Annotated in this window: 18 protein-coding genes and 2 tRNA genes; 8 read left to right on the top strand and 12 right to left on the bottom strand. The window is 66.5% G+C overall.

The window, feature by feature from the left end:
* Positions 1-6: 6 nt before the first annotated feature.
* Together ACFWUP_RS15480 and ACFWUP_RS15475 are read right to left on the bottom strand one after the other, a co-directional pair.
* Positions 7-1098 carry a D-alanine--D-alanine ligase family protein gene (locus ACFWUP_RS15480; RefSeq protein ID WP_379234676.1) on the bottom strand — a complete coding sequence of 364 codons (1092 nt, stop codon included), beginning with the start codon at positions 1096-1098 and terminating at the stop codon, positions 7-9.
* Between the two features lie 44 nt (positions 1099-1142).
* A complete protein-coding gene (locus ACFWUP_RS15475) occupies positions 1143-2138 on the bottom strand; it encodes an NAD(P)H-dependent glycerol-3-phosphate dehydrogenase (RefSeq protein ID WP_379234675.1) in 996 nt (331 codons plus the stop codon).
* Between the two features lie 31 nt (positions 2139-2169).
* Here ACFWUP_RS15475 and cofC point away from each other — a divergent pair, with 31 nt between their 5' ends.
* The 3 genes from cofC (at position 2170) to ACFWUP_RS15460 (ending at position 6023) form a co-directional block, all read left to right on the top strand.
* A complete protein-coding gene (gene cofC, locus ACFWUP_RS15470; RefSeq protein ID WP_379234674.1) occupies positions 2170-2844 on the top strand; it encodes a 2-phospho-L-lactate guanylyltransferase in 675 nt (224 codons plus the stop codon).
* A gap of 72 nt (positions 2845-2916) precedes the next feature.
* Entirely contained in the window at positions 2917-5085 is a 2169-nt protein-coding gene (locus ACFWUP_RS15465) for an RNA degradosome polyphosphate kinase (protein WP_379234672.1), read from the top strand.
* Between the two features lie 17 nt (positions 5086-5102).
* Complete coding sequence (locus tag ACFWUP_RS15460) at positions 5103-6023, top strand: NUDIX domain-containing protein (protein WP_379234670.1); 921 nt, start codon at positions 5103-5105, stop codon at positions 6021-6023.
* Positions 6024-6144: 121 nt separating this feature from the next.
* Here ACFWUP_RS15460 and ACFWUP_RS15455 read toward each other — a convergent pair whose 3' ends face one another.
* The 3 genes from ACFWUP_RS15455 to leuC all read right to left on the bottom strand — a co-directional run bounded on the left by ACFWUP_RS15455 (position 6145) and on the right by leuC (position 9016).
* Positions 6145-6789, bottom strand: a complete 645-nt coding sequence (locus tag ACFWUP_RS15455; protein WP_379234668.1) for an HU family DNA-binding protein — start codon at positions 6787-6789, stop codon at positions 6145-6147.
* Positions 6790-6945: 156 nt separating this feature from the next.
* Positions 6946-7554 carry a 3-isopropylmalate dehydratase small subunit gene (gene leuD / locus ACFWUP_RS15450; protein WP_379234666.1) on the bottom strand — a complete coding sequence of 203 codons (609 nt, stop codon included), beginning with the start codon at positions 7552-7554 and terminating at the stop codon, positions 6946-6948.
* 37 nt (positions 7555-7591) lie between these two features.
* Positions 7592-9016, bottom strand: a complete 1425-nt coding sequence (gene leuC, locus ACFWUP_RS15445; RefSeq protein ID WP_379234664.1) for a 3-isopropylmalate dehydratase large subunit — start codon at positions 9014-9016, stop codon at positions 7592-7594.
* Positions 9017-9079: 63 nt separating this feature from the next.
* Between leuC and ACFWUP_RS15440 the strand changes: the two genes are divergently transcribed.
* Positions 9080-9781 (top strand): IclR family transcriptional regulator, encoded by a 702-nt coding sequence (locus ACFWUP_RS15440; RefSeq protein ID WP_379234662.1) that lies wholly within the window; start codon positions 9080-9082, stop codon positions 9779-9781.
* A 50-nt stretch (positions 9782-9831) separates the two neighbouring features.
* Here ACFWUP_RS15440 and ACFWUP_RS15435 read toward each other — a convergent pair.
* The 4 genes from ACFWUP_RS15435 to ACFWUP_RS15420 all read right to left on the bottom strand — a co-directional run bounded on the left by ACFWUP_RS15435 (position 9832) and on the right by ACFWUP_RS15420 (position 12464).
* Positions 9832-9904 (bottom strand) — tRNA-Glu (locus ACFWUP_RS15435).
* Positions 9905-9931: 27 nt separating this feature from the next.
* Positions 9932-10003 (bottom strand) — tRNA-Gln (locus tag ACFWUP_RS15430).
* Positions 10004-10193: 190 nt separating this feature from the next.
* On the bottom strand, positions 10194-11669 hold the full coding sequence (gene gltX / locus ACFWUP_RS15425; protein WP_379234660.1) for a glutamate--tRNA ligase: 1476 nt from the start codon (positions 11667-11669) through the stop codon (positions 10194-10196).
* A 21-nt stretch (positions 11670-11690) separates the two neighbouring features.
* The gene (locus ACFWUP_RS15420; RefSeq protein WP_379234658.1) at positions 11691-12464 is read right to left on the bottom strand and encodes a fumarylacetoacetate hydrolase family protein; all 774 of its coding nucleotides are present in this window, start codon (positions 12462-12464) and stop codon (positions 11691-11693) included.
* A gap of 336 nt (positions 12465-12800) precedes the next feature.
* Between ACFWUP_RS15420 and ACFWUP_RS15415 the strand changes: the two genes are divergently transcribed.
* Both ACFWUP_RS15415 and ACFWUP_RS15410 read left to right on the top strand, forming a co-directional pair.
* On the top strand, positions 12801-13934 hold the full coding sequence (locus ACFWUP_RS15415) for an MFS transporter (RefSeq protein ID WP_379234991.1): 1134 nt from the start codon (positions 12801-12803) through the stop codon (positions 13932-13934).
* A 103-nt stretch (positions 13935-14037) separates the two neighbouring features.
* Positions 14038-16437 carry a protein kinase gene (locus tag ACFWUP_RS15410; RefSeq protein WP_379234656.1) on the top strand — a complete coding sequence of 800 codons (2400 nt, stop codon included), beginning with the start codon at positions 14038-14040 and terminating at the stop codon, positions 16435-16437.
* A 29-nt stretch (positions 16438-16466) separates the two neighbouring features.
* Here ACFWUP_RS15410 and ACFWUP_RS15405 read toward each other — a convergent pair whose 3' ends face one another.
* Together ACFWUP_RS15405 and serA are read right to left on the bottom strand one after the other, a co-directional pair.
* Positions 16467-17474: a 3-isopropylmalate dehydrogenase gene (locus ACFWUP_RS15405; protein WP_379234654.1), complete on the bottom strand. Its 1008-nt coding sequence runs from the start codon at positions 17472-17474 to the stop codon at positions 16467-16469.
* Between the two features lie 400 nt (positions 17475-17874).
* Complete coding sequence (serA, locus tag ACFWUP_RS15400; RefSeq protein ID WP_379234652.1) at positions 17875-19473, bottom strand: phosphoglycerate dehydrogenase; 1599 nt, start codon at positions 19471-19473, stop codon at positions 17875-17877.
* 131 nt (positions 19474-19604) lie between these two features.
* Here serA and ACFWUP_RS15395 point away from each other — a divergent pair, with 131 nt between their 5' ends.
* Entirely contained in the window at positions 19605-20408 is an 804-nt protein-coding gene (locus ACFWUP_RS15395; RefSeq protein WP_379234650.1) for a DNA polymerase beta superfamily protein, read from the top strand.
* Positions 20409-20481: 73 nt separating this feature from the next.
* Here ACFWUP_RS15395 and ACFWUP_RS15390 read toward each other — a convergent pair whose 3' ends face one another.
* Positions 20482-20685: a cold-shock protein gene (locus ACFWUP_RS15390; RefSeq protein ID WP_056812000.1), complete on the bottom strand. Its 204-nt coding sequence runs from the start codon at positions 20683-20685 to the stop codon at positions 20482-20484.
* A gap of 420 nt (positions 20686-21105) precedes the next feature.
* Here ACFWUP_RS15390 and ACFWUP_RS15385 point away from each other — a divergent pair, with 420 nt between their 5' ends.
* A complete protein-coding gene (locus ACFWUP_RS15385; RefSeq protein ID WP_379234648.1) occupies positions 21106-21888 on the top strand; it encodes an MHYT domain-containing protein in 783 nt (260 codons plus the stop codon).
* The last annotated feature ends 62 nt before the right edge of the window (positions 21889-21950 follow it).

The following is a 21950-nucleotide window of genomic DNA, read 5'->3' as shown; positions in this document are numbered from 1 at the left end:
ACAGAACTAGCGCAGCCCGGTCCCGCGGGCGACCGCCGTCTCGATCAGCGTCGACACCAGCGTCGGGTAGTCGATCCCGGTGGCTTCCCACATCCGCGGGTACTGCGAGATCGGCGTGAACCCGGGCATCGTGTTGATCTCGTTGATCACCGGCCCGTTCTCGGTGACGAAGAAGTCGACCCGGGCCAGCCCTTGGCAGTCCAGCGCACGGAACGCCCGCACCGACAGTTCGCGGATCTCGTCGGCGACATCGTCGTCGAGCTTGGCGGGCACATCGAATTCGCACACGTCGTCGAGGTATTTGGTGGCGAAGTCGTAGAACTCGGGTGCGGCGGCGTCGGCGTCGGGCATCCGGATCTCGGAGACCACACTGCCCCGCACCGTACCGTCGGCGAATTCCAGTACGCCGCACTCGACTTCGCGTCCGACGATGCCCGCTTCGATGATCACCTTCGGGTCGTGCGCACGGGCGGTGTCGATGGCCGCGGGCAGCTCGGCCCAGTCGGTGATCTTGGTGATGCCGATCGAGGAACCACCGCGCGCGGGCTTCACGAAGGCGGGCAGCCCGATCCGCGCACGGTCGGCATCCGAGAGCGTTTCGACGCCCGGCCGCAGCACGACTTGAATGCCCACGGGTAAGGATTCGGCCGCCAGCAATTTCTTGGTGAACTCTTTGTCCATGCCCGCCGCACTGGCGAGCACGCCCGCGCCGACATAGGGAATCCCGGCCAGTTCGAGCATCCCCTGCAGGGTGCCGTCCTCGCCGAAGGGACCGTGCAGGATCGGAAACACCACGTCGACATTGCCGAGCACAGCGTTGGAGTCGAGGGCGACCAGCGCACCGGACCGACTCGGGTCAGCGGCCAAGGTGAGGGCGGTCCCCGACGCGTCGACCTGCGGCTGCACCCCGTGACTCAGCGCCAGTTCGCCGATCCCGTCGGCCAGCACCCAGCCGCCGGAGGGGGTGATCCCGATCGGCACCACCTCGTAGCGCGCCGGATCGAGGTTGCGCAGCACGCTGCTCGCCGACACGCACGAGACGGCGTGCTCGCTGCTGCGCCCGCCGAAGACCACAGCTACCCTGATCCGTTCCGTCATGAACGTCACCGTAGTAGGTTCGCGCCGCCGTGGGGTATTCGCCCTTATTCGGGCTTGATCCGCCTGCCGAGCAGGCTGCCGACCGCCTCGCTCACCGATAGCCCCTCATGGCACACCCTGTGCACCGCGTCGGTGAGCGGCATCTCCACCCCGTGCTCGGCGGCAAGGGCCCGCACCGATGTGCACGACTTCACACCTTCGGCCACCTGCCCATTGGTCGCTTCCTGCGCGGCGGCCATCGTTCCGCCCGTGCCGAGCGCGAAGCCGAAGGACCGGTTGCGCGACAGCGGTGAGGTGCAGGTAGCCACCAGATCGCCCACCCCGGCCAGTCCCGCGAGGGTCACCGGTTGCGCCCCGAGCGCGACACCGAGCCTGATCACCTCGGCGAGGCCGCGCGTGATCAGGCTGGCCACCGTGTTGTCGCCAAGGCCCATGCCCGAGGCGATGCCGCACGCGAGCGCGATGACGTTCTTGCACGCACCACCGATCTCACAGCCGATCACATCGGTGTTGGTGTAGGGCCGGAAATATCCGGTGGCGCACGCCCGTTGCGCCACACCGGCGCGCTCGGTGTCGGAGCACGCGATCACCGTCGCCGCAGGCTGACGTTCCACGATCTCGTGCGCCAGGTTCGGACCCGACAGCACCGCGATCCGGCTCGGCTCGGCACCGGTGACCTCCGCGATCACCTGACTCATCCGCAGCAGCGTCCCGGTCTCGATCCCCTTGGCCAGACTCAGCAGGGTGGCATCGGACCCGATATCGCCCTTCCACAGATCGAGATTGCCCCGCAACGACTGCGAGGGCACCGCAAGCACCACCAGATCCGCCCCGTCGAGGGCGACCCGATGGTCATCGGTGCCACGCACCGGCGGCAACTGCACCCCGGGCAGGTAGAACGGATTGCGATGCTCGGTATCGAGCGCCTGCGCCACCTCGGCCCTTCTGGCCCAGATCGTGACGTCGGTCCCCGCATCGGCCAACACCTTCGCGAACGCCGTACCCCACGACCCCGCACCCATTACCGCCGCCCTCGTCATCAGCCCAATATGCCATGCAAGGATCGAAGCCATGCACACTGTGCACGCCGTGATGGCGGTCAAACACATCGACCGGGCCAAGAGCAGGCTCGCGAGCCTGCTCAGCACCGAGCAGCGCGCCCGGCTCGTGCTGGCCATGTTCACCGACACCGTGGTGGCCGCCACCGCTGTTCCCGCGCTGGCCTCGCTCACGGTGGTCACCCCGGATCCGCTGATCGCCGCCCGGGCCCGCGAGCTCGGCGCGCACGTGCTCGACGAACCGACGGCCGGTGCCGATCCACTCAATACCGCGCTCGCCGCAGGCGCCGCGGACGTGCGCGATCGCTACGGTCCCGGCCACCTGCTCGCCCTGCAGGCCGATCTGCCCGCCCTGCGCGCGTCCGAATTGGCCGACGTGCTGACCGTCGCCCCGGTGGGTGCCCGTTCGGTGGTGATCGATCACACGGGCACCGGCACCGCGGCATTGCTGGTTCGTGATTCAGCACAACCGCTCTCTCCCCGCTTCGGCGCCGAATCCGCGCGCGCCCACCGCGACGCGGGCGCCGTGGAACTGGGCGGTCACTGGCCTGGCCTGCGCTGCGACGTCGACACCCCCGAGGATCTCGACGCCGTTCGCGCGCTGGGCGTCGGTGAATTCACCACCTCGACGCTGCGCGCGTTCGGATTCTCATCGCACAGAAGTGATCCCGTTCGCACCGTGTGCTAGCCGATCGCCGCCGACAGACCGATTGGGATGAAACGTGCAATGTCGTGATGCGCAAGGCCCCTTCCTCGAGGGATGATTGATTCCGTGAGCGACACGGAAACCATCAAGCAACTGCCCCCGATTTCCCCGCCACCTGCGGCCGCCATCGCCTCGGGCGGTGATGCGAGCACGCAGCGGTTGCCCCGAGATCGCTACCTCAATCGCGAGCTGAGCTGGCTCGACTTCAACGCCCGCGTCCTGGCCTTGGCCGAGGACGCCTCGCTGCCGTTGCTGGAGCGGGCCAAGTTCCTCGCGATCTTCGCGTCCAATCTCGACGAGTTCTACATGGTGCGGGTTGCCGGTTTGAAACGCCGTGCCGAAACCGGGCTCTCGGTGCGCTCGGCCGACGGTCGCTCACCGTCGGAGCAGCTGGAGATGATCACCGCCCGCGCCCAGGAACTCGCCGAACGCCACGCCAACGTCTTCATCGACGACGTGAATCCGGCGCTGGCCGCCGAGGGCATCGACATCATCGGCTGGAGCAATCTCGACGACAATGAGCGCGAGCGCCTTTCGAACTACTTCACCGACCAGGTGTTCCCGGTCCTCACGCCCCTGGCCGTCGACCCCGCGCACCCGTTCCCGTACATCTCCGGCCTGAGCCTGAACCTGGCCGTGACCGTGCGCGACACCGGCACCGGCGGCGAGCACTTCGCCCGCGTGAAGGTGCCCGACAACGTCGACCGCTTCGTGCGCGTCCGCCGCACCGGCGCCCCCTCGGCGATCGCGGCGTTCCTGCCGATGGAAGACCTCATCGCCGCCCACCTGGACCTGTTGTTCCCCGGTCTGACCGTGGTGGAGACGCATTCGTTCCGGATCACCCGCAACGCCGACTTCGAGGTCGACGAGGACCGCGACGAAGACCTGCTGCAGGCCATGGAGCGCGAACTCGCCCGCCGCCGTTTCGGCAAGCCGGTGCGCCTCGAGGTCTCCGACGACATGACCGAGCACATGCTGGAGTTGCTACTACGTGAGTTAGAGGTCGATCCCGCCGATGTGATCCAGGTGCCCGGTCTGCTCGACCTTTCCTGCCTGTGGCAGGTGTACGGCGTCGACCGCCCCGAACTCAAGGACGCGCCCTACGTTCCGGCCACCCCGGCGGCGTTCGGCGAGCGCGAGACCCCGCGCAATGTCTTCGCCGCGCTGCGCGAGGGCGACGTGCTGGTGCACCACCCCTATGACTCCTTCTCCACCAGCGTGCAGCGCTTCATCGAACAGGCCGCCGCCGATCCGCAGGTGCTCGCGATCAAGCAGACGCTCTACCGCACCTCCGGTGACTCCCCCATCATCAACTCGCTGATCGATGCCGCCGAGGCGGGCAAGCAGGTCGTCGCGCTGGTCGAGATCAAGGCCCGCTTCGACGAGCAGGCCAACATCAAGTGGGCGCGCGAGCTGGAACAGGCAGGCGTGCACGTGGTCTACGGCCTCGTCGGCCTGAAGACCCACTGCAAGACCTGCCTGGTGGTGCGCCGCGAGGGTTCCACGATCCGCCGCTACTGCCACATCGGCACCGGCAACTACAACCCCAAGACCGCACGCCTCTACGAGGACGTCGGGTTGTTCACTGCCGCACCGGAAATCGGCGCTGATCTCACCGACCTGTTCAACTCGCTGACCGGCTACTCCCGCAAAGACGACTACCGCAACCTGATGGTCGCCCCACTCGGCGTGCGCGCGGGCATCATCGAGCGGATCGATCGCGAAATCGAGCTGGCCGGACAGGGTTTGGACGCCCGCATCCGGATCAAGGCCAACGCGATCGTCGACGAGCAGATCATCGACGCCCTCTACCGCGCCTCCCAGGCGGGCGTGCCGGTTCAGATCGTGGTGCGCGGCATCTGCGGACTGCGGGCCGGAGTGCCAGGGCTGAGCGAGAACATCGAGGTGCGTTCGATCCTCGGCCGGTTCCTCGAGCACTCCCGACTCATCGAATTCGGTGCGCAGCAACAGACCTGGATCGGCAGCGCCGACATGATGCACCGTAACCTCGACCGCCGCGTCGAAGTGATGGTGCAGGTGAAGGATCCCAAGCTGGTAACCCAGCTCGCGCAGGTGTTCGACTCCGCGCTCGATCCGGCGACCCGCTGCTGGATCCTGCTCCCGGACGGGACCTGGCAGGCCAGTCCGACCGATGTCGAGGCCGACCAGGTGCGTGATCACCAGGCCTTCCTCATGCGTCAGCGTCGCCCCGATCAGCCGTGAGCGCACAGGACGCGTCGTTGCGCGATCCGCGGGTGCGGCCCAATATCCATGCGGCAGGGGCGGTTCTGTGGCGCGCGGGGGCCGACGGCCCGGAGATCGGTGTCATCCACCGGCCCAAATACGGTGACTGGTCGCTGCCCAAAGGCAAGCTCGATCCCGGCGAGACGCCGGCGGTCGCGGCGGTGCGCGAGGTAGGCGAGGAAACCGGCCTACCGTGCACGCTGGGGCGCTATCTCGGCCACGTCACCTATCCGATCCCGGGGCACCGTCAGCTCAAGCGGGTGGACTACTGGGCCGCGGAGTCCGCCGAGGGCGACTTCGCCGTCAACGACGAGGTCGACCAGTTGCGCTGGTTCCCGCTGGCGCAGGTGATGGACCAGCTGTCGTATCCGATGGATCGCCAGATCGTGCGGATCTTCGCCCGGCTGCCCGCCCGCACCAGCACGGTGCTGCTGGTGCGCCACGCCAAGGCGGGCAAGCGCAACCACTTCGACGGACCCGACGACCTACGACCACTCGAGGCCGCAGGGGAACAGCAGGCGAAGGGTTTGACACCGAATCTGTTGGCGTTCGGCGCATCCGAGATCTATTCCGCCGATCCACTGCGCTGCATCCAAACCGTGACCCCCTTGGCAGAACAGCTCGACGCCGAAATCAATTGCGAGCCAATGTTTTCCGAGAAAGGTTACGATTCAGCGAAAAGCGCGGCGCGGCAACGATTTCTGTCGTTGGTAACAGATCGGGGTGTGCCGGTGGTGTGTAGTCAGGGCGGGGTGATTCCGGATCTGACGCAGTGGCTCGCCGAGCGGGGCGGCCTCACGCTGCCCTCGGCGCGCAATCGCAAGGGCAGCGTGTGGGCATTGTCGTTCGTCGGGGACCGATTGGTCGCCGCGGACCATATGGACCGTGCGCTGTCGACGGCAATCGTCACCACCTGAAGTCGCGCGGACTACCGCGAAACAGCCGAAACGGCCCCGGGATTCCCGGGGCCGTTCTCGGTCCAGTGGTGGGTGATGCGGTTAAGTGCACATTCCCCGACCTGATCCCGCTGCGGCAGGATCAACGAGCACGACGGGCGGCAGTCTTCTTGGCAGCAGTCTTCTTTGCAGGAGCCTTCTTCGCAGCAGTGGTCTTCTTGGCCGCCGTGGTCTTGGCGGCCGTGACCTTCTTGGCAGGCGCCTTCTTGGCCGCCGTCACTTTCTTTGCCGCCGTGGTCTTCTTGGCCGCCGTCTTCGCCGCCGTGGTCTTCTTGGCGGCAGGAGCCTTGGTGGCGGCCTTGCGGGCCGTGGTCTTGGCCGGACCCTTCGAGGGCGTCGCCTTCTTGGCCGCGGTCTTCTTCGCCGCGGTCTTCTTGGCTGCCGCCTTCTTCGCCGCCACCGGGGCATTCGCGCCGCGCTTGACGGCAGGCCCGGAGGCGGTCAGCTTCTGCTTGCCCGCGATGACCGCCTTGAACTGCGCGCCCGGTCGGAAGGCAGGCACCGAAGTGGCCTTCACCTTCACGGTTTCACCGGTGCGCGGGTTACGGGCGACCCGGGGAGCACGCTTGCGCTGTTCGAACACACCGAATCCGGTGATGGTGACGCTTTGACCCTTGTGCACGGCACGGACGATGGTGTCGACAACATTCTCGACAGCCGCGGTAGCCGTCCGCCTGTCCGTACCCAACTTTTCGGTCAGAACGTCGATCAGTTCCGCCTTGTTCATTGAATCCTCCGCAGACTAATGGCCCGTCGTCGGACCGACTAGGTACCACGGTAAACCCAGTTTGAGCAAGAGTCTATGTGCCACGCCAAAATTCATGTGGTTTAGCACACGTCCAGCTACCACCGCCCGGGATGCGCGCCTAAGCGCCCCAGCTGATTACGCCGGTGAAATAGGCTCCGGGAGCGTCACGGGTTTCCATGACGGCCTTCCCTTTTCGAACTCGCCGATCTCGTCGGCGCGGCGCAGCGTGAGGCCGACATCGTCCAAACCCTCCAGCAGACGCCAGCGGGTGTAGTCGTCAATATCGAACGGCAACACGACGGTTCCCGCTGTGACGGTGCGCGCGGACAGGTCGACAACCAATTCGATGCCGGGCTGTTCCTCGATCAGCTTCCAGAGCATTTCGACATCGTTCTGTGACATCTGCGCGGCCAACAGCCCGCCCTTACCCGCATTTCCACGGAAGATGTCGGCGAAACGAGACGAGATGACCACCCGAAAGCCGTAGTCCGACAGCGCCCACACGGCGTGCTCACGCGAAGAACCGGTGCCGAAATCCGGGCCTGCCACCAGCACACTGCCGTGCTTGTACGGCTCGGTGTTGAGAATGAACTCGGGGTCGGCACGCCAGCCGGCGAACAAGCCGTCCTCGAAACCCGTTCGGGTCACGCGCTTCAGGTAAACGGCGGGGATGATCTGATCGGTGTCGACATTGGACCGGCGCAGCGGCACACCGATGCCTTTGTGAACGGTGAAGGCTTCCATAACGATTCCCTTTCGATCTGTAGATGATCGGTGTGACTCAGGCCAGATCGGCCGGCGAGGACAGCGTTCCGCGGACCGCCGTCGCGGCCGCGACCAGCGGCGAGACCAGGTGCGTGCGACCGCCCTTGCCCTGTCGCCCCTCGAAATTGCGGTTCGAGGTCGACGCGCAGCGCTGGCCCGGCTCGAGCTGATCGGGATTCATACCAAGGCACATCGAGCAGCCCGCCTGACGCCATTCCGCGCCCGCGGCGGTGAAAATTTCGCCGAGTCCTTCTTTTTCCGCCTGCGCGCGCACCCGCATCGAGCCAGGCACCACCAGCATTCGCACGCCCTCGGCGACCTGGCGGCCCTTCAGGACATCGGCGACGGCACGCAGATCCTCGATCCGGCCGTTGGTGCAGGAGCCGACGAAGACGGTGTCGACGCTCACCTCACGCAACGGCATCCCCGGCGTCAGGTCCATGTAGCGCAAGGCCTTCTCGGCGGATTCGCGCTCGTTCTCGTCGGCGATCTGGGCCGGGTCGGGCACATTCGCGCCCAGCGGCAGACCCTGACCGGGGTTGGTGCCCCAGGTGACGAACGGGGTGAGCGTGCTCGCATCGATGTGGACCTCGGCGTCGAATTCGGCGCCCTCGTCGGTGACCAGCGCGTCCCAGGAGGCCACTGCGGCATCCCAGTCGGCTCCCTGCGGCGCGTGCGGGCGGCCCTTCAGGAAGTCGTAGGTGGTCTCGTCGGGACCGATCATGCCCGCGCGTGCGCCCGCTTCGATGGACATGTTGCAGATGGTCATCCGCGCTTCCATCGACAGCTTGCGAATCGCCTCGCCGCGGTATTCGAGGACATAGCCCTGGCCGCCGCCGGTGCCGATCTCGGCGATCACAGCGAGGATCAGGTCCTTGCTCGTGACGCCGGGCGCCAATTCGCCGTCGACGGTGATGGCCATCGTCTTGAACGGACGCAGCGACAACGTCTGAGTGGCGAGCACGTGCTCGACCTCACTAGTGCCGATGCCCATCGCGAGTGCGCCGAACGCGCCGTGGGTGGAGGTGTGGCTGTCGCCGCAGACGACGGTCATGCCGGGCTGGGTGAGTCCCAGCTGCGGACCGACCACGTGCACGATGCCCTGTTCCACATCGCCCATCGAGTGCAGCCGCACGCCGAATTCGGCGCAGTTGCGACGCAGCGTCTCCACCTGGGTGCGCGAGACGAGGTCGGCGATCGGCTTGTCGATATCGGCCGTGGGGACGTTGTGGTCCTCGGTGGCGATGGTGAGATCGGTGCGGCGCACCGGACGGCCTGCCGCGCGTAGCCCGTCGAAGGCCTGCGGGCTGGTCACCTCGTGCACGAGGTGCAGATCGATGTAGATCAGATCGGGTTCGCGGGAAGAACCATCGCCTTCGCCCTTGGCGACGACGTGGGATTCCCACACCTTCTCGGCCAGTGTGCGAGCGCGCTCGGCCATTGCTTGATCACCTTTCGACGGGCATACTTGGTATCTCAGCATTTGAGACGTTAGTATCGTTCTATGAGACAGCATAGCGGTATCGGTGTTCTCGACAAAGCCGTGGCGGTGCTCTACGCCGTCGCCGACGAGCCCTGCGGTCTCAACGACCTGTGCACCCGCACCGGCCTGCCACGCGCCACCGCGCATCGGCTGGCGGTCGGGCTGGAAACGCATCGGCTGCTGGCCCGTGACGGCAACGGATTGTGGCGTCCGGGGCCCGCGCTCACCGAGTTGTCGGCGGGGGCCGCCGATCCACTGGTGGAGGCCGCGGCTGCCATTCTGCCCCGCCTGCGTGAGATCACCGGCGAGAGCGTCCAGCTGTACTGCCGCGACGGGCATGCCCGCGTCTGCATCGCCGCGCTGGAGCCGCCCGTCGGCCTGCGTGACACGGTGCCGATCGGTTCGCGACTGCCGCTCACCGCTGGTTCGGCGGCGAAGGTGTTGCTGGCGTGGGCCGATCCCGAGCTGCAGCGCACCGTCCTCGCCGACGCGGTGTTCGGCGATCGCGCGCTGGCCGAGGTGCGCAAGCGCGGCTGGGCGCAGAGTGCCGCAGAACGGGCGCAAGGGGTGGCGAGCGTCTCGGCGCCGGTGCGCGACGCGGGCGGTGTGATCGTGGCCGCAGTGTCGGTGTCGGGCCCGATCGATCGGATGGGTCGCAGGCCGGGCGCGCGCTGGGCGGCTGATCTGGTCGCGGCTGCCGAGGCATTGCACAAGCGGCTGTAAACGCAAGAAGGCCCCCGGTCGGATTCGACCGGGGGCCTTACTCGGCTTTGTAGCCCCGACGGGATTCGAACCCGCGCTACCGCCTTGAGAGGGCGGCGTCCTAGGCCGCTAGACGACGGGGCCAGGACGATCTCACAATGTGAAACCTTGCTGGGGTACCAGGACTCGAACCTAGAATGGCTGTACCAGAAACAGCTGTGTTGCCAATTACACCATACCCCAAAGACCGAAACGCCCAACCTTGCAATCTCCACCGAGTGGTTGTCGGTGTTGCGAGGCCGTGTTCCGCGGCGATGAGAAGATTACCAAACACTAGGGGGTAAACTACAAATCGCCTGGTCAGAAGCCGCTTTTCGGCCGTTTTCGAGCTTCGGAGCGGATGCGACGCGATGGCCGCACCCGCCCTCCACAGCTACTGCGCGGCAGGCACCCAACCACGGGCGGCCCGCAGCCGATCCAGCGAAGCCTCGCGGCCGAGCAATTCCATCGACTCGTACAGCGGCGGACTGATGTGCGAGCCCGTCACCGCCACCCGCACCGGCGCGAAGGCCTTGCGCGGCTTGAGCCCCAGATCGTCGATCAGCGCCTTTTTCAGCGCCTCCTCCAGTGCGGGGGTGGTCCACGCGCCCAGCGGCTCCACAGCGGCGATTGCGGCGTCAAGCACAGGGTCGGCGTCGGCACCGAGGTTCTTGGTGCCCGCGGCCTGGTCGATCGCGAACTCCTCGGGGGCGACGAACAGGAATTTCAACAGGTCCCACGCGTCACCGAGAACCACGATCCGGGTCTGCACCAGTTCGGCGGCGACCAGGAAGGTCTTCTCGTCGATATCGGCCCCGATGTGGCCCTGCGCGGTGAGGTATTCGCGCAACCGCTCGCCGAAATCGGCGGGCTCGAGAAGGCGGATCTGCTCGGCATTGATGGCGTCGGCCTTCTTCTGATCGAAGCGCGCCGGATTCGAATTCACCGTCGAAATATCGAACGCCGCGACCATTTCCGCCATGGAGAACACATCGCGGTCCTCGCCGATACTCCAGCCGAGCAGAGCGAGGTAATTCAGCAAACCCTCGGGGATGAATCCGCGGTCGCGATGCAGGAACAGATTCGATTCCGGGTCACGCTTGGACAGCTTTTTGTTGCCCTGGCCCATCACGAACGGCAGATGGCCGAACTCGGGCGTGAACTCGGCAACCCCGATACGCTGCAGCGCGGCATACAGCGCCAACTGACGCGGCGTCGAAGACAGCAGATCCTCGCCGCGCAACACATGGGTGATCCGCATCATCGCGTCGTCGACCGGATTCACCAGTGTGTAGAGCGGGTCACCATTGCCGCGGGTGAGCGCGAAATCGGGGATGGTTCCGGCTTTGAACGTGGTTTCTCCGCGCACCAGATCGTTCCACGCGAGATCTTCATCGGGCATCCGCAAACGGATGACAGCCGGGCGACCCTCGGCTTTGTACGCCGCGATCTGCTCGGCACTGAGGTCGCGATCGAAATTGTCGTAACCGAGTTTCGGATCGCGGCCGATGGCGCGATGACGGGCTTCGACTTCCTCCGGCGTGGAGAACGCCTCGTAGGCCTCGCCGGCTTCCAGCAACCGGCGCACCACGTCGAGGTGCTGATCGCGGCGCAGCGACTGGCGGTAGGGCTCATACGGTCCGCCGACCTCGGGGCCCTCGTCCCACTGCAGTCCCAGCCAGCGCAGCGCGTCGAGCAGCGCGCGGTAGGAATCCTCGGAATCGCGTGCGGCGTCGGTGTCTTCGATGCGGAACACGAATTTTCCGCCGTGGTGGCGCGCGAACGCCCAGTTGAACAGCGCCGTGCGCACCAGGCCGACGTGCGGCGTGCCGGTCGGCGACGGGCAGAAACGGACCCGTACTTCAGTCATGACTCTCTTCTTTCGCTGGTTTCAGCGCTTGGTGGCAACAGGATTGGTGAGGGTGCCGATGCCCTCGACGGTGACCGACACGCTCTGCCCGGCCTGCAGCGGACCGACGCCTTCCGGTGTGCCCGTGAGGATCACGTCACCGGGCAGCAGGGTCATCACCGAGCTGATCCACTCGATGATCTTCGGAATGTCGTGCAGGAACAGCGAAGTGCGGCTGCGCTGGCGGACCTCGCCGTCGACCTCGGTGGTGATCTCCAGATCGGTTGGGTCCAGCGCGGTTTCGATCCACGGGCCGAGCGGGCAGAAGGTGTCGTAGCCCTTTGCCCTGGTCCACTGACCGTCGTGGCGCTGCTGGTCACGGGCGGTCACGTCGTTGGCGACGGTGTAGCCGAGGATCACTTCGGAGGCCTTGGCCGCGACCACGTCCTTGCACGGACGGCCGATCACCACGGCCAGCTCGCCCTCGTAGTCGACCTGAGAAGAGCTGGGCGGCAGGATGATCGAGGCGTTCGGGCCGACGATCGAGGTGTTGGGCTTGATGAAGATCACCGGATCCACCGGTGCCTCGCCACCCATTTCGGCCGCGTGGGCGGCGTAGTTCTTGCCGATGCAGATCACTTTGCTCGCCAGGATCGGCGCCAGCAGGCGGATGTCGGCCAGCGGCCAGCTCCGTCCGGTGAACGTCGGCGCGCCGAACGGATGTTCGGCGATCTCTTTGGCGACGGCATCGGCGCCGTCGCCGTCGATGCTGACGAAAGCGACTCCATCGGGACTGGCAACTCGACCTAAGCGCATGCTCCGGAGTCTATCGAGACGTGGCTACCTGCCCGAACGCGCCCGTGATGCGACATGCGGTGGTCGATACCGTCGCACGGAAGGTGCGAGCGAACTCACACCGATGTGATTCGAAGCCGCTGCCCGCCTACGGGATTCGCGCGCGTTCGAGTGTGACCCGTCAGACACCTCGCCCGTCGGGGACATCCACGGGTCATCGGTGTAGCGTGAGCATCGATGCTCATACTATGAGACATCAGTCTCAGATACTGAGATGCAATCGTGCAATTCAGCGAGGTGAGAATCGTGACTGACGCGGCCGAAGTGACGCAGATTCGTGACGGCAGACGCTGGTTGATGCTCGGGCTCGGCGTTTTCGCGCAGACCTCGAGCTCGATCTTCATCCACGGCACTCCGTTCCTGCTGCCCGCGCTCACCGCTCGTGGCGATTCCCTCGCGTCCGCCGGCGCCCTGGTGGCATTACCGACCGTTGGTCTGGTCTGCACCCTGATCGCTTGGGGGTATGTGGTCGACCGGATCGGCGAACGCGTCGTACTGGTGGCGGGTGCGCTGCTGATGTGCGTGGCGGGTGTCGCCGCGGCTCTGGTGGACAACCCTGTCGCGTTCGCCGCGCTGCTGTTCGTCGGCGGTATCGGCGCTGCCAGCTCCAACGGCGCCAGTGGCCGGTTGATCGTCGGCTGGTTCCCACCGGATCGACGCGGCGTGGCCATGGGAATCCGCCAGGCTTCCCAGCCCCTCGGGGTCGGCATCGGTGCGATGACCATCCCGTGGGTGGCCGAGCATCACGGCATCCCCGCCGCCCTGCTGGTCCCCGCACTCATGGCAGGCGCCGCCGCGATCGGCTGCCTGATCGGTGTCGTCGACCCGCCGCGCCCACCCACCAAGGCCGCCGATCGCGCGAACCCCTACCGCGGCGACTCCACCCTGTGGCGCATACACGGCGTCTCGATCCTGCTCGTCATCCCCCAGGGCACGCTGTGGACCTTCGGCTTGCTGTGGTTGCACCTCGACCTCGGCTGGTCACTGGCCGCCGCGGGGGCCCTGATGACGGTGACCCAATTCCTCGGCGCCGCAGGAAGAATCGGCGCCGGAGCATGGTCCGATCGCGTCGGCTCCCGCCTGACTCCCCTGCGCCAGGTAGCCATCGCCGCCGCCGTCACCATGGCCGCCCTCGCCGTCACCGCCTGGACCGACTGGTGGTGGGCAGCCATCCCCCTGATGGTCGCCGCCTCGGTGATCTCGGTGTCCGACAACGGTTTAGCCTTCACCGCCGTCGCCGAAATCGCGGGCCCCTTCTGGTCCGGGCGAGGCCTCGGCATCCAGAACACCGGCCAAAACCTCGCAATAGCCGCCGTCCCACCACTTTTCGGCGCCGTCATCACCGCAACCGGCTTCCCCGTCGTGTACGCCCTCGCCGCTGTCGCCGCGCTGGCAGCGGTGCCCCTGGTTCCAGGAGAACCACGAAAATAGTGGGGCAATTGTGAACGCTGACGCGATCTCCCGCGATACACCGTCACAACACAGATCGACCGGAACCTCACGGTCGCGGCACCGGGAGGTCAGAATTCTCAGCATGCAAGAGCTCGCGCCGGAACAGCTGTTCGCCGGATACGTGATCCAACGCGTCCTCGGTCGGGGCGGAATGGGCGTCGTGTACTTGGCGCGCCATCCTCGGCTGCCCCGGTTGACCGCGTTGAAGCTGCTCAATCGCGACATCTTCGACGAGAGCATTCAGGCGCGATTCATGCGCGAAGCCGACAATGTGTCCCAGCTCGAGCACCCGAACATCGTCGGCGTGTACGACCAGGGCCGCGAGAACGGCCAACTGTGGATCTCGATGCAGTACGTGGCAGGCGGTGATGCGGCCGAGTTGGCCAGGGCAGGCACGGTGCCCGCCGAGCGGGCGGTGCGGATCGTCGCGGAGGCGGGCAAGGGGCTCGATTACGCGCACTCCCACGGGGTGCTGCACCGCGACGTCAAACCGGCCAACATCTTGCTCGCCACCGCCCTGCCCGGCCACGACGAGCGCGTCCTGCTCGCCGACTTCGGCATCGCGAAGTCGTTGGCCGACACCAGGGGTCTCACCTCCACCGGCACAGTCCTGGCGAGCCTGCCCTACGCGGCACCGGAGCAGTTCGACAACACGGTCGAAGCAGACGAGCGCGCGGACGTCTATTCCTTGGGCTGCACGCTGTTTCAGTTGTTGACCGGCGTACTGCCGTACCGGGGCACCACGCCGATGCAGTTGCTCCACGGCCACCTGAGCGCACCCATCCCCAGCGCCAGGCAAGTCGCCTACGAACTGGGGGCACGCGAGCTGCCCGCCGGCCTCGACCACGTGATCGCCACCGCCCTCGCCAAGGACCGCGACCGCCGCTACCAGACCTGCGGCGAACTGGCCTACGCCGCCCAAGCCGCAGTCGCGGACTACGGCCGCCGGATGGGCGCCACCGGATACCGCCCCGCCATCGACGCGAACAACCTGCCCCCCGACCCGCGTCCGACAACGACCTCCGCCACTACCCGGCCCTCGGCCAACCCGGCGACGGGAACCCAGACCCGGGCCACCCCTCACCCACAGCCGAACCCCACCGGCGCCCCGTCCACCCAGACCTCGGCCACCCCCGTCCGCCCGACAACGAACCCAGGAGCCCGGGTCCAGCCGACCGCCCACCCGGCGACCCCCATCCCATCCACGTCCGACCCCGCTATCCCTGTCCACCCAGGCACCAACCCCGGCACGTCGATCCCCGCTGGTACGAACCCCGCCCGATCCACCTGGCCCGACACCGACCCCGATCGCACCCGGCCGATGCATGACACCGGCAGGACGCAGATCCCCAGCGGCACAACACCGATGACCGACCCCAGGGCGCAACAACACTTCATCCCGCAGCCCTACCGACCCGAAACCCCTGCGCCCGTTGCCGATCCGCATCGTGGGTCCGCGCGTCGACCACTCCTCGCGGGGCTCGGTGTCCTCGCCGTACTGCTGATGGTCGCCGCGGCAGTGTTGTTCATCCCGCGAGATCACGGTTCCGCTTCCGACACACCGAATTCCGCGATCGCGCCCACCTCCACGACGCCCACCACTCCCGTAACCCGCATCAGCGCAACGGTTTCCGTCGGCAAGACCCCGACAGCCGTCGTCCTCGATGCCGCGACGAAGACCGTGTATGTCACCAATTCCGACCTGAATTCGGTCACCGCGATCGACACCGAGAGCCACACCGTCACCGCCGTCATCCAGGTCGGCAAAACCCCGGTCGGCCTGGCACTCGACGCCGACGCCCACACCCTCTACACCGCAGACATCGGCAGCCACAGCGTGTCCGCCATCGACACGAAAACCCATGCGGTAGTGACTATTCCGGTCGGCAAGACAACGGCCAGGGTGGTGGTCGACGACGTCGCGCACATCGTGTACGCGGTGAACCCCGACGACAACCAGGTCACCGTGATCGACGGCGGCACCAAGCGCGTGGTCGCCACCATCGCGATGCCCGCGTACCCGTGGGGAATGGCCGTCGACCCCGCGGCCCACCGCCTCTACGTCGCCGCGATCAACGCGGGACAGGTCGTCGTCGTCGACACCGATTCCCGGCAGGTGATCGCCAAGGTCGACACCGCCCCCGCGCCGGGCCGGATAGCAGTCGACCCGACCACCCAGTCGGCCTACGTCACCCACGAGAAGAGCGACCTGGTGTCGATGATCGACCTGACCACCCACCAGATGATCAGGATTCCCGTGGGCGCCAAGCCCATCGGCATCACCGTCGACCCGACGATCCACACCGTCTACGCCACGAACATCGACGACGGCACCATCTCCGTCATCGACACCCGAAACTGCACCGTCATCAACACGATCGAAGCGGGCAGTGGCATCTCGGCCGTCGCGATCGACCCCGAGACCCACACCCTCTATGCCACCAACGAATCCGACAGCACCCTGCTGATCCTTGAAGCCTGAGACTCAGCGATCGGCGCCAGGCTGAGCGATCAGACGATGGCGGCGATGCGGTCGCCGATCTCCACGGTGGAGGCGGTGCCGGTGCGTGAGGCCAGGTCCTTGGCGACGGCGGATTCGATACGGGCCGCGCCTTCGGTGTTGCCGAGGTGGTTGAGCAGCAACGAGACCGAGAGGATGGCGGCGGTGGGGTCGGCCTTGGACTGGCCCGCGATGTCGGGGGCGCTGCCGTGGACCGGCTCGAACATCGACGGGTTCACGCCCGAGGCGTCGATATTGCCCGAGGCGGCCAGGCCGATGCCACCGCTCACGGCGGCGGCGAGGTCGGTGATGATGTCGCCGAACAGGTTGTCGGTGACGATCACGTCGAAGCGGCCCGGGTCGGTCACCATGTGGATGGTGGCGGCGTCGATGTGCTGGTAAGCCGTTGTCACATCGGGGAATTCGACCGCGACCTCGTCGACGGTGCGCTGCCACAGCGAGCCGGCGAAGGTGAGCACATTGTTCTTGTGCACCAGGGTGAGGTGCTTGCGGCGGGCCTGCGCGGTCGCGAAGGCGTAGCGCACCACCCGCTCGATCCCGAAGCGAGTGTTGTTGGAGACCTCGGTCGCCACCTCGTGCGGGGTGCCGACGCGAATCGCACCACCGGTACCGGTGTACGGCCCTTCGGTCCCCTCACGCACGACCACGAAATCGATGTCGGGATTACCGGCGAGCGGGCTGGTGGCGCCGGGCAGCAACTTCGACGGGCGCAGGTTCACATGGTGATCCAGCGCGAACCGAGTCTTCAGCAGCAGCCCACGCTCGAGCACACCGCTGGGCACCGACGGATCCCCGATCGCGCCGAGCAGGATCGCGTCGTGCAGCTTGAGCTCGGGCAGCACCGACTCGGGCAGAATCTCCCCGGTCCGGTGATACCGCGCCGCACCCAGGTCGTACTCGGTCTTCTCGACACCCGGCACCACCACGTCGAGCACCTTGAGCGCCTCGGCGATGACCTCGGGACCGATGCCGTCACCAGCAATGACTGCAAGCTTCATCAACTAACTCCGTTCAAAGAAGAGCGTGCCGCCACCCGCCACGCAACGAGACCAGCACACCCAGCCGACCACACCGTCAACCCCAGCCCCACCGCGACCGCACGACCACCAGTCAACCCAGATCCGCCATGACCGCACGACCCAAACCGCGACCGCACGACCACCAGTCAAACCCAGATCCGCCATGACCGCACGACCCAACCCCCACCTGCGACCCATAGGGAGCAGCGGCCACGAAGTGGCCGGTCGCGGCCGGGTCGCCGGTTAGCGCTCGAAGCGATGCGCCGCAGGCGCAAGTCTCGAGCGCTAACCGGCGGCCCCTCGGGGCCGCGACTCGAGCGCGCCAGCGCTCCAATAAACACAGCGTCAAACTATCCGGAACGCCAGCGCTTCGAGTCCCTTAAACCAGATCGACCAGCACAACCTTCGACGCACCAACAGCCTCAGCGATTGCGGTCTGCACCGCAGCCGGAACCTCGGCGTTGACGCGCAGCACCACAGTGGCACCTTCAGCATCCACGTCCTGGCTCAACTGCGCGGCCAGGATGTCGATCTCGGCCTCACCCAACAGCGTGCCGATCTTGCCCAGCGCACCCGGCTTGTCGCTGTAGTTCAGCACCGCCAGGTTCAGACCCTCGGCGCGCATGTCGTAGTTGCGCCCGTTGATGTTGACGATCTTCTCGACCAGATTCGGCTCGGTCAGCGTCCCCGCCACGTTCAGCGTCGATCCGTCGCCGAACACGGCGCGCAGGTCGACAACGCTGCGGTGAGTCGGGCTCTCCGAAGCCGTGGTGACGGTAGCGGTGATCCCACGCTCCTTGGCCAGCGCAGGCGCATTGACGAAGGTGACCTGATCCTCGACCAGCGCCGAGAACACCCCGCGCAGCGCGGACAGCTCCAGCACAGCCACGTCCTGCGAGGACAGCTCGCCACGAACCTGCACCTCGACACTGACCGGCAGCTCGTTGGCGATGGCACCCAGCAGCGCACCCTGCTTACGCACGACGTCGAGCCACGGCGCGACCTCGTCGTTCACGGCACCACCGGTGACGTTCACCGCGCCGGGCACGAACTCACCGGCCAGCGCCAGCAGCACCGACTTGGCGACATCGGTGCCCGCGCGGTCCTGCGCCTCCGAGGTGGAAGCACCGAGGTGCGGGGTCACGACGACCTGCGGGAGGTCGAACAGCGGCGAGTCGGTGCACGGCTCGGTCTCGAACACGTCCAGGCCCGCGGCACGCACGTGGCCGGACTTGATCGCGTCGGCGAGTGCCTGCTCGTCGATCAGCCCACCGCGCGCGGCGTTGACGATGATGACGCCCGGCTTGGTCTTGGCCAGGGTCGTCGCGTTGAGCATGCCCTTGGTCTCGGGGGTCTTGGGCAGGTGGATGGAGATGAAGTCGGCGCGCTCGAGCACCTCGTCCAGGGTCAGCAGCTCGATGCCGAGCTGGGCGGCGCGCGCGGGCGAGGTGTAGGGGTCGTAGGCCACGATCTTGGTCTCGAAGGCGGCCAGACGCTGCGCGAACAGCTGTCCGATGCGGCCGAGGCCGATCACGCCGACGGTCTTGCCCAGGATCTCGACACCGTTGAACTTGCTGCGCTGCCAGGTCTTCTCGCGCAGGGTGGCATCGGCGGCCGGGATCTGGCGCGCGGCCGAGAGCAGCAGCGTGACGGCGTGCTCGGCGGCGGTGTGGATGTTGGAGGTCGGCGCGTTGACGACCATCACGCCACGCTCGGTAGCGGCGGGCACGTCGACATTGTCGAGGCCGACACCGGCACGAGCCACGATCTGCAGCTTCTTGCCTGCCTCGAGCACCTCGGCGTCGACGGTGGTGGCCGAGCGCACGAGAATCGCGTCGGCGTCGGGGACCGCGGCGAGCAGCGCCGGACGGTCGGGACCGTCGACCCAGCGAACCTCGACACCGTCACCGAGTGCGTCGACGGTCGACTGGGCGAGCTTGTCGGCGATCAGAACTACAGGACGGCCTGCTTGGCTCACTGTGGGGTACTCCTGGGGAAGAATGGGTCGGCATTACCGCGGCCCAGAATAGTCGCCGGGCTTCGGCTGCCCTTACCCCCCTGCCCGAAAACCGGGTGAACCCTGGGCACAGTGCCCTTTACCATCACGTCATGTCCCTACGCACCGTCCCCGACTCGATGGATCCGGCCGTGGTCGCCGACGTCGACGCAGCGCTCGACCGGGTGGCGGCCGAGCACAACGTCACCGTCCGCCTCGCCATCGAAAGTGGAAGTCGCGCTTGGGGTTTCCCCTCGCCCGATTCCGATTACGACTGCCGTTTCGTCTACGTGGCGGGCCTGGAGACCTACCTGTCCCCGTGGCGCACCCGCGATGTGATCGAGACGCCGCTGATCGGCCTGCTCGACGTGAACGGCTGGGACCTGGCGAAGGCGTTGCGCCTGCTGGTGGCGGGCAACGCGGTGCTCGTCGAATGGTTGATGTCGCCGATCGTCTACCGCGGCGACGACGCGTTTCGCACCCGATTGCGCGAGGTGGCGACGGAGGTGGCCGATCGCGACCGGATCGCGCGGCACTACCTGCACCTCGGCGCGCGCCAGTGGGCCCTGTTCGAGAACAAGGGCGGCCTGAAGAAGGTGTTCTACTCGCTGCGTCCGGCGATGGCGTTGCGTTGGCTGCGCGAGCACCCCGGTGCCGCGGTGGCGCCGATGCACCTGCCGACGCTGATGACCGAGTGCGAACTACCCGCCGATCTGGTCGCGGCGATCGCCGAACTGACCGAGCTCAAGTCCCGAACGAGAGAGATGGGTTCGGCGGCCCCGCCCGCGCTGATCGCGGCGTTCATCGTCGACGAATTCGCCCGTGCGACAATGGAGTTCGACTCGCGCGGCCCGCGTGACCTGACCTCGGCCCGAGCGATCACCGACGAGTTCTTCCGGGCCGAAGCCCTGCGATAACTACCCCCACATAGCAGAAACTCCGCACCAACAGGTGCGGAGCTTCACATTCGTACGCTAGTTCAGCGCAGAATCAGATGGCGCGAACGTCCTGAGCCTGGGGGCCCTTCTGACCCTGCCCGACCTCGAACTCCACGCGCTGGCCCTCTTCGAGGGACTTGAAGCCGGAGCCGCCGATCGCGGAGTAATGCACGAAGACGTCCGGGCCGCCTCCGTCTTGGGCGATGAAGCCGAAGCCCTTTTCGCCGTTGAACCACTTAACAACACCCTGTGCCATTTCAAAAACCTTCTGTAGATGAGCTAGGTCCTAATAGTCCGGCCCTGGTCTCGATGTCCACTGTGCCATGAATCTGCGAATTCCTCCACATCGCACTGTGCAAAGTGTGCGAACTGTGAGCAAGGCAACCCCTGGAGATGCTGCCAGCTGGTGCTGTCACAGAAGGTGACCCAGCCTGCAATTGAGGTGGATGCTGGGCGTATGCCGAGGTAGTTGCTCCGTGGATGCCGGATTTGCTGGGACCACACACCAAACCGACTGGCACGCTTCACCATCGAGAACACTATGTATTAGTGACGCATCATCGTCAGCAGCCCTTTACATTTTCCAGAAACCCAGTACGGCAAATTCCCTACCAGCGTACTTTCCGAGTTCGTGGGGGATCGCACGCCTCACGGAAAATCACGCTAGGAGCTGACGGTGCTGGATATCAACCATTTCACTTACGGCTGGGTGACGCCCCTGCTGGCCTATGTCATGTCGGTCATCGGGTCGATGCTGGCGCTGCGTTGCATGGTTCGCTCGCGCGCTTCCGGCATGCACGGCGGCTGGCTCACCGCGGCCGCGATCGCACTCGGTGGCACGGGTATCTGGGTCATGCATTTCATCGCGATGCTCGGTTTTTCGGTGCACGGCGTGACCATCCGCTACAACGTTCCCGTCACCTTGTTCAGCGCGGCCGTCGCCATGGGTGTGGTGTGGCTCGGGTTGTCCATCGTGGTGCGCCGCAGCTGGGACAGCGCCGCGCTGCCGGTGGGCGGCACGATCACCGGTCTCGGCGTGGGCGCCATGCACTACGCGGGCATGTACGCGATGAAGACCGACGCCGAGATCATCTACGACCCCGTCGTGGTCGCGGCGTCACTGGCCATCGCGGTGGTCGCCTCGATCGCGGCGCTGTGGTTCGCCCTGCACATCCACGGCTTCCTCGCCACCATCGGCGCCGCCCTGCTGATGGGCGTGGCCGTCACCGGCATGCACTACACCGGCATGTTCTCGATGAGCGCGCACACCAGCGCCCACGTGGCCCATGCCACCGGCGCCACCGCCGCCCAGCTGCTCACGCCGCTGATCATCGGCATCAGCATGGTGACCATGATCCTGTTGATGCAGGTCGGGATCACCGAAGCCGAGGACCCCAACCTCACCCGCCCGGTCCACAACCAGAACGCCAGCCGTTTCTGGCCCAGCGGCCAGAACTGAAAACCTGTCAGACCCCGCTGCCACAATGAGGAGGTAGAGAACACCGGCACGAGCTGCGGCTA

Source organism: Nocardia sp. NPDC058658 (assembly GCF_042716665.1).
Lineage (GTDB): Bacteria > Actinomycetota > Actinomycetes > Mycobacteriales > Mycobacteriaceae > Nocardia.
The sequence above is the reverse complement of the archived record's forward strand: the minus strand, read 5'-3'. Positions and strand labels throughout refer to the sequence as shown.

Excerpts from the sequence above, each read along its gene's own strand:
- ACFWUP_RS15480 (WP_379234676.1), bottom strand. The coding sequence starts at position 1,098 with ATGACGGAACGGATCAGGGTAGCTGTGGTCTTCGGCGGGCGCAGCAGC.
- ACFWUP_RS15475 (WP_379234675.1), bottom strand. The coding sequence starts at position 2,138 with ATGACGAGGGCGGCGGTAATGGGTGCGGGGTCGTGGGGTACGGCGTTC.
- cofC (WP_379234674.1), top strand. The coding sequence starts at position 2,170 with ATGCACACTGTGCACGCCGTGATGGCGGTCAAACACATCGACCGGGCC.
- ACFWUP_RS15465 (WP_379234672.1), top strand. The coding sequence starts at position 2,917 with ATGATTGATTCCGTGAGCGACACGGAAACCATCAAGCAACTGCCCCCG.
- ACFWUP_RS15455 (WP_379234668.1), bottom strand. The coding sequence starts at position 6,789 with ATGAACAAGGCGGAACTGATCGACGTTCTGACCGAAAAGTTGGGTACG.
- leuD (WP_379234666.1), bottom strand. The coding sequence starts at position 7,554 with ATGGAAGCCTTCACCGTTCACAAAGGCATCGGTGTGCCGCTGCGCCGG.
- leuC (WP_379234664.1), bottom strand. The coding sequence starts at position 9,016 with ATGGCCGAGCGCGCTCGCACACTGGCCGAGAAGGTGTGGGAATCCCAC.
- ACFWUP_RS15440 (WP_379234662.1), top strand. The coding sequence starts at position 9,080 with ATGAGACAGCATAGCGGTATCGGTGTTCTCGACAAAGCCGTGGCGGTG.
- gltX (WP_379234660.1), bottom strand. The coding sequence starts at position 11,669 with ATGACTGAAGTACGGGTCCGTTTCTGCCCGTCGCCGACCGGCACGCCG.
- ACFWUP_RS15420 (WP_379234658.1), bottom strand. The coding sequence starts at position 12,464 with ATGCGCTTAGGTCGAGTTGCCAGTCCCGATGGAGTCGCTTTCGTCAGC.
- ACFWUP_RS15415 (WP_379234991.1), top strand. The coding sequence starts at position 12,801 with ATGCTCGGGCTCGGCGTTTTCGCGCAGACCTCGAGCTCGATCTTCATC.
- ACFWUP_RS15410 (WP_379234656.1), top strand. The coding sequence starts at position 14,038 with ATGCAAGAGCTCGCGCCGGAACAGCTGTTCGCCGGATACGTGATCCAA.
- ACFWUP_RS15405 (WP_379234654.1), bottom strand. The coding sequence starts at position 17,474 with ATGAAGCTTGCAGTCATTGCTGGTGACGGCATCGGTCCCGAGGTCATC.
- ACFWUP_RS15395 (WP_379234650.1), top strand. The coding sequence starts at position 19,605 with ATGTCCCTACGCACCGTCCCCGACTCGATGGATCCGGCCGTGGTCGCC.
- ACFWUP_RS15390 (WP_056812000.1), bottom strand. The coding sequence starts at position 20,685 with ATGGCACAGGGTGTTGTTAAGTGGTTCAACGGCGAAAAGGGCTTCGGC.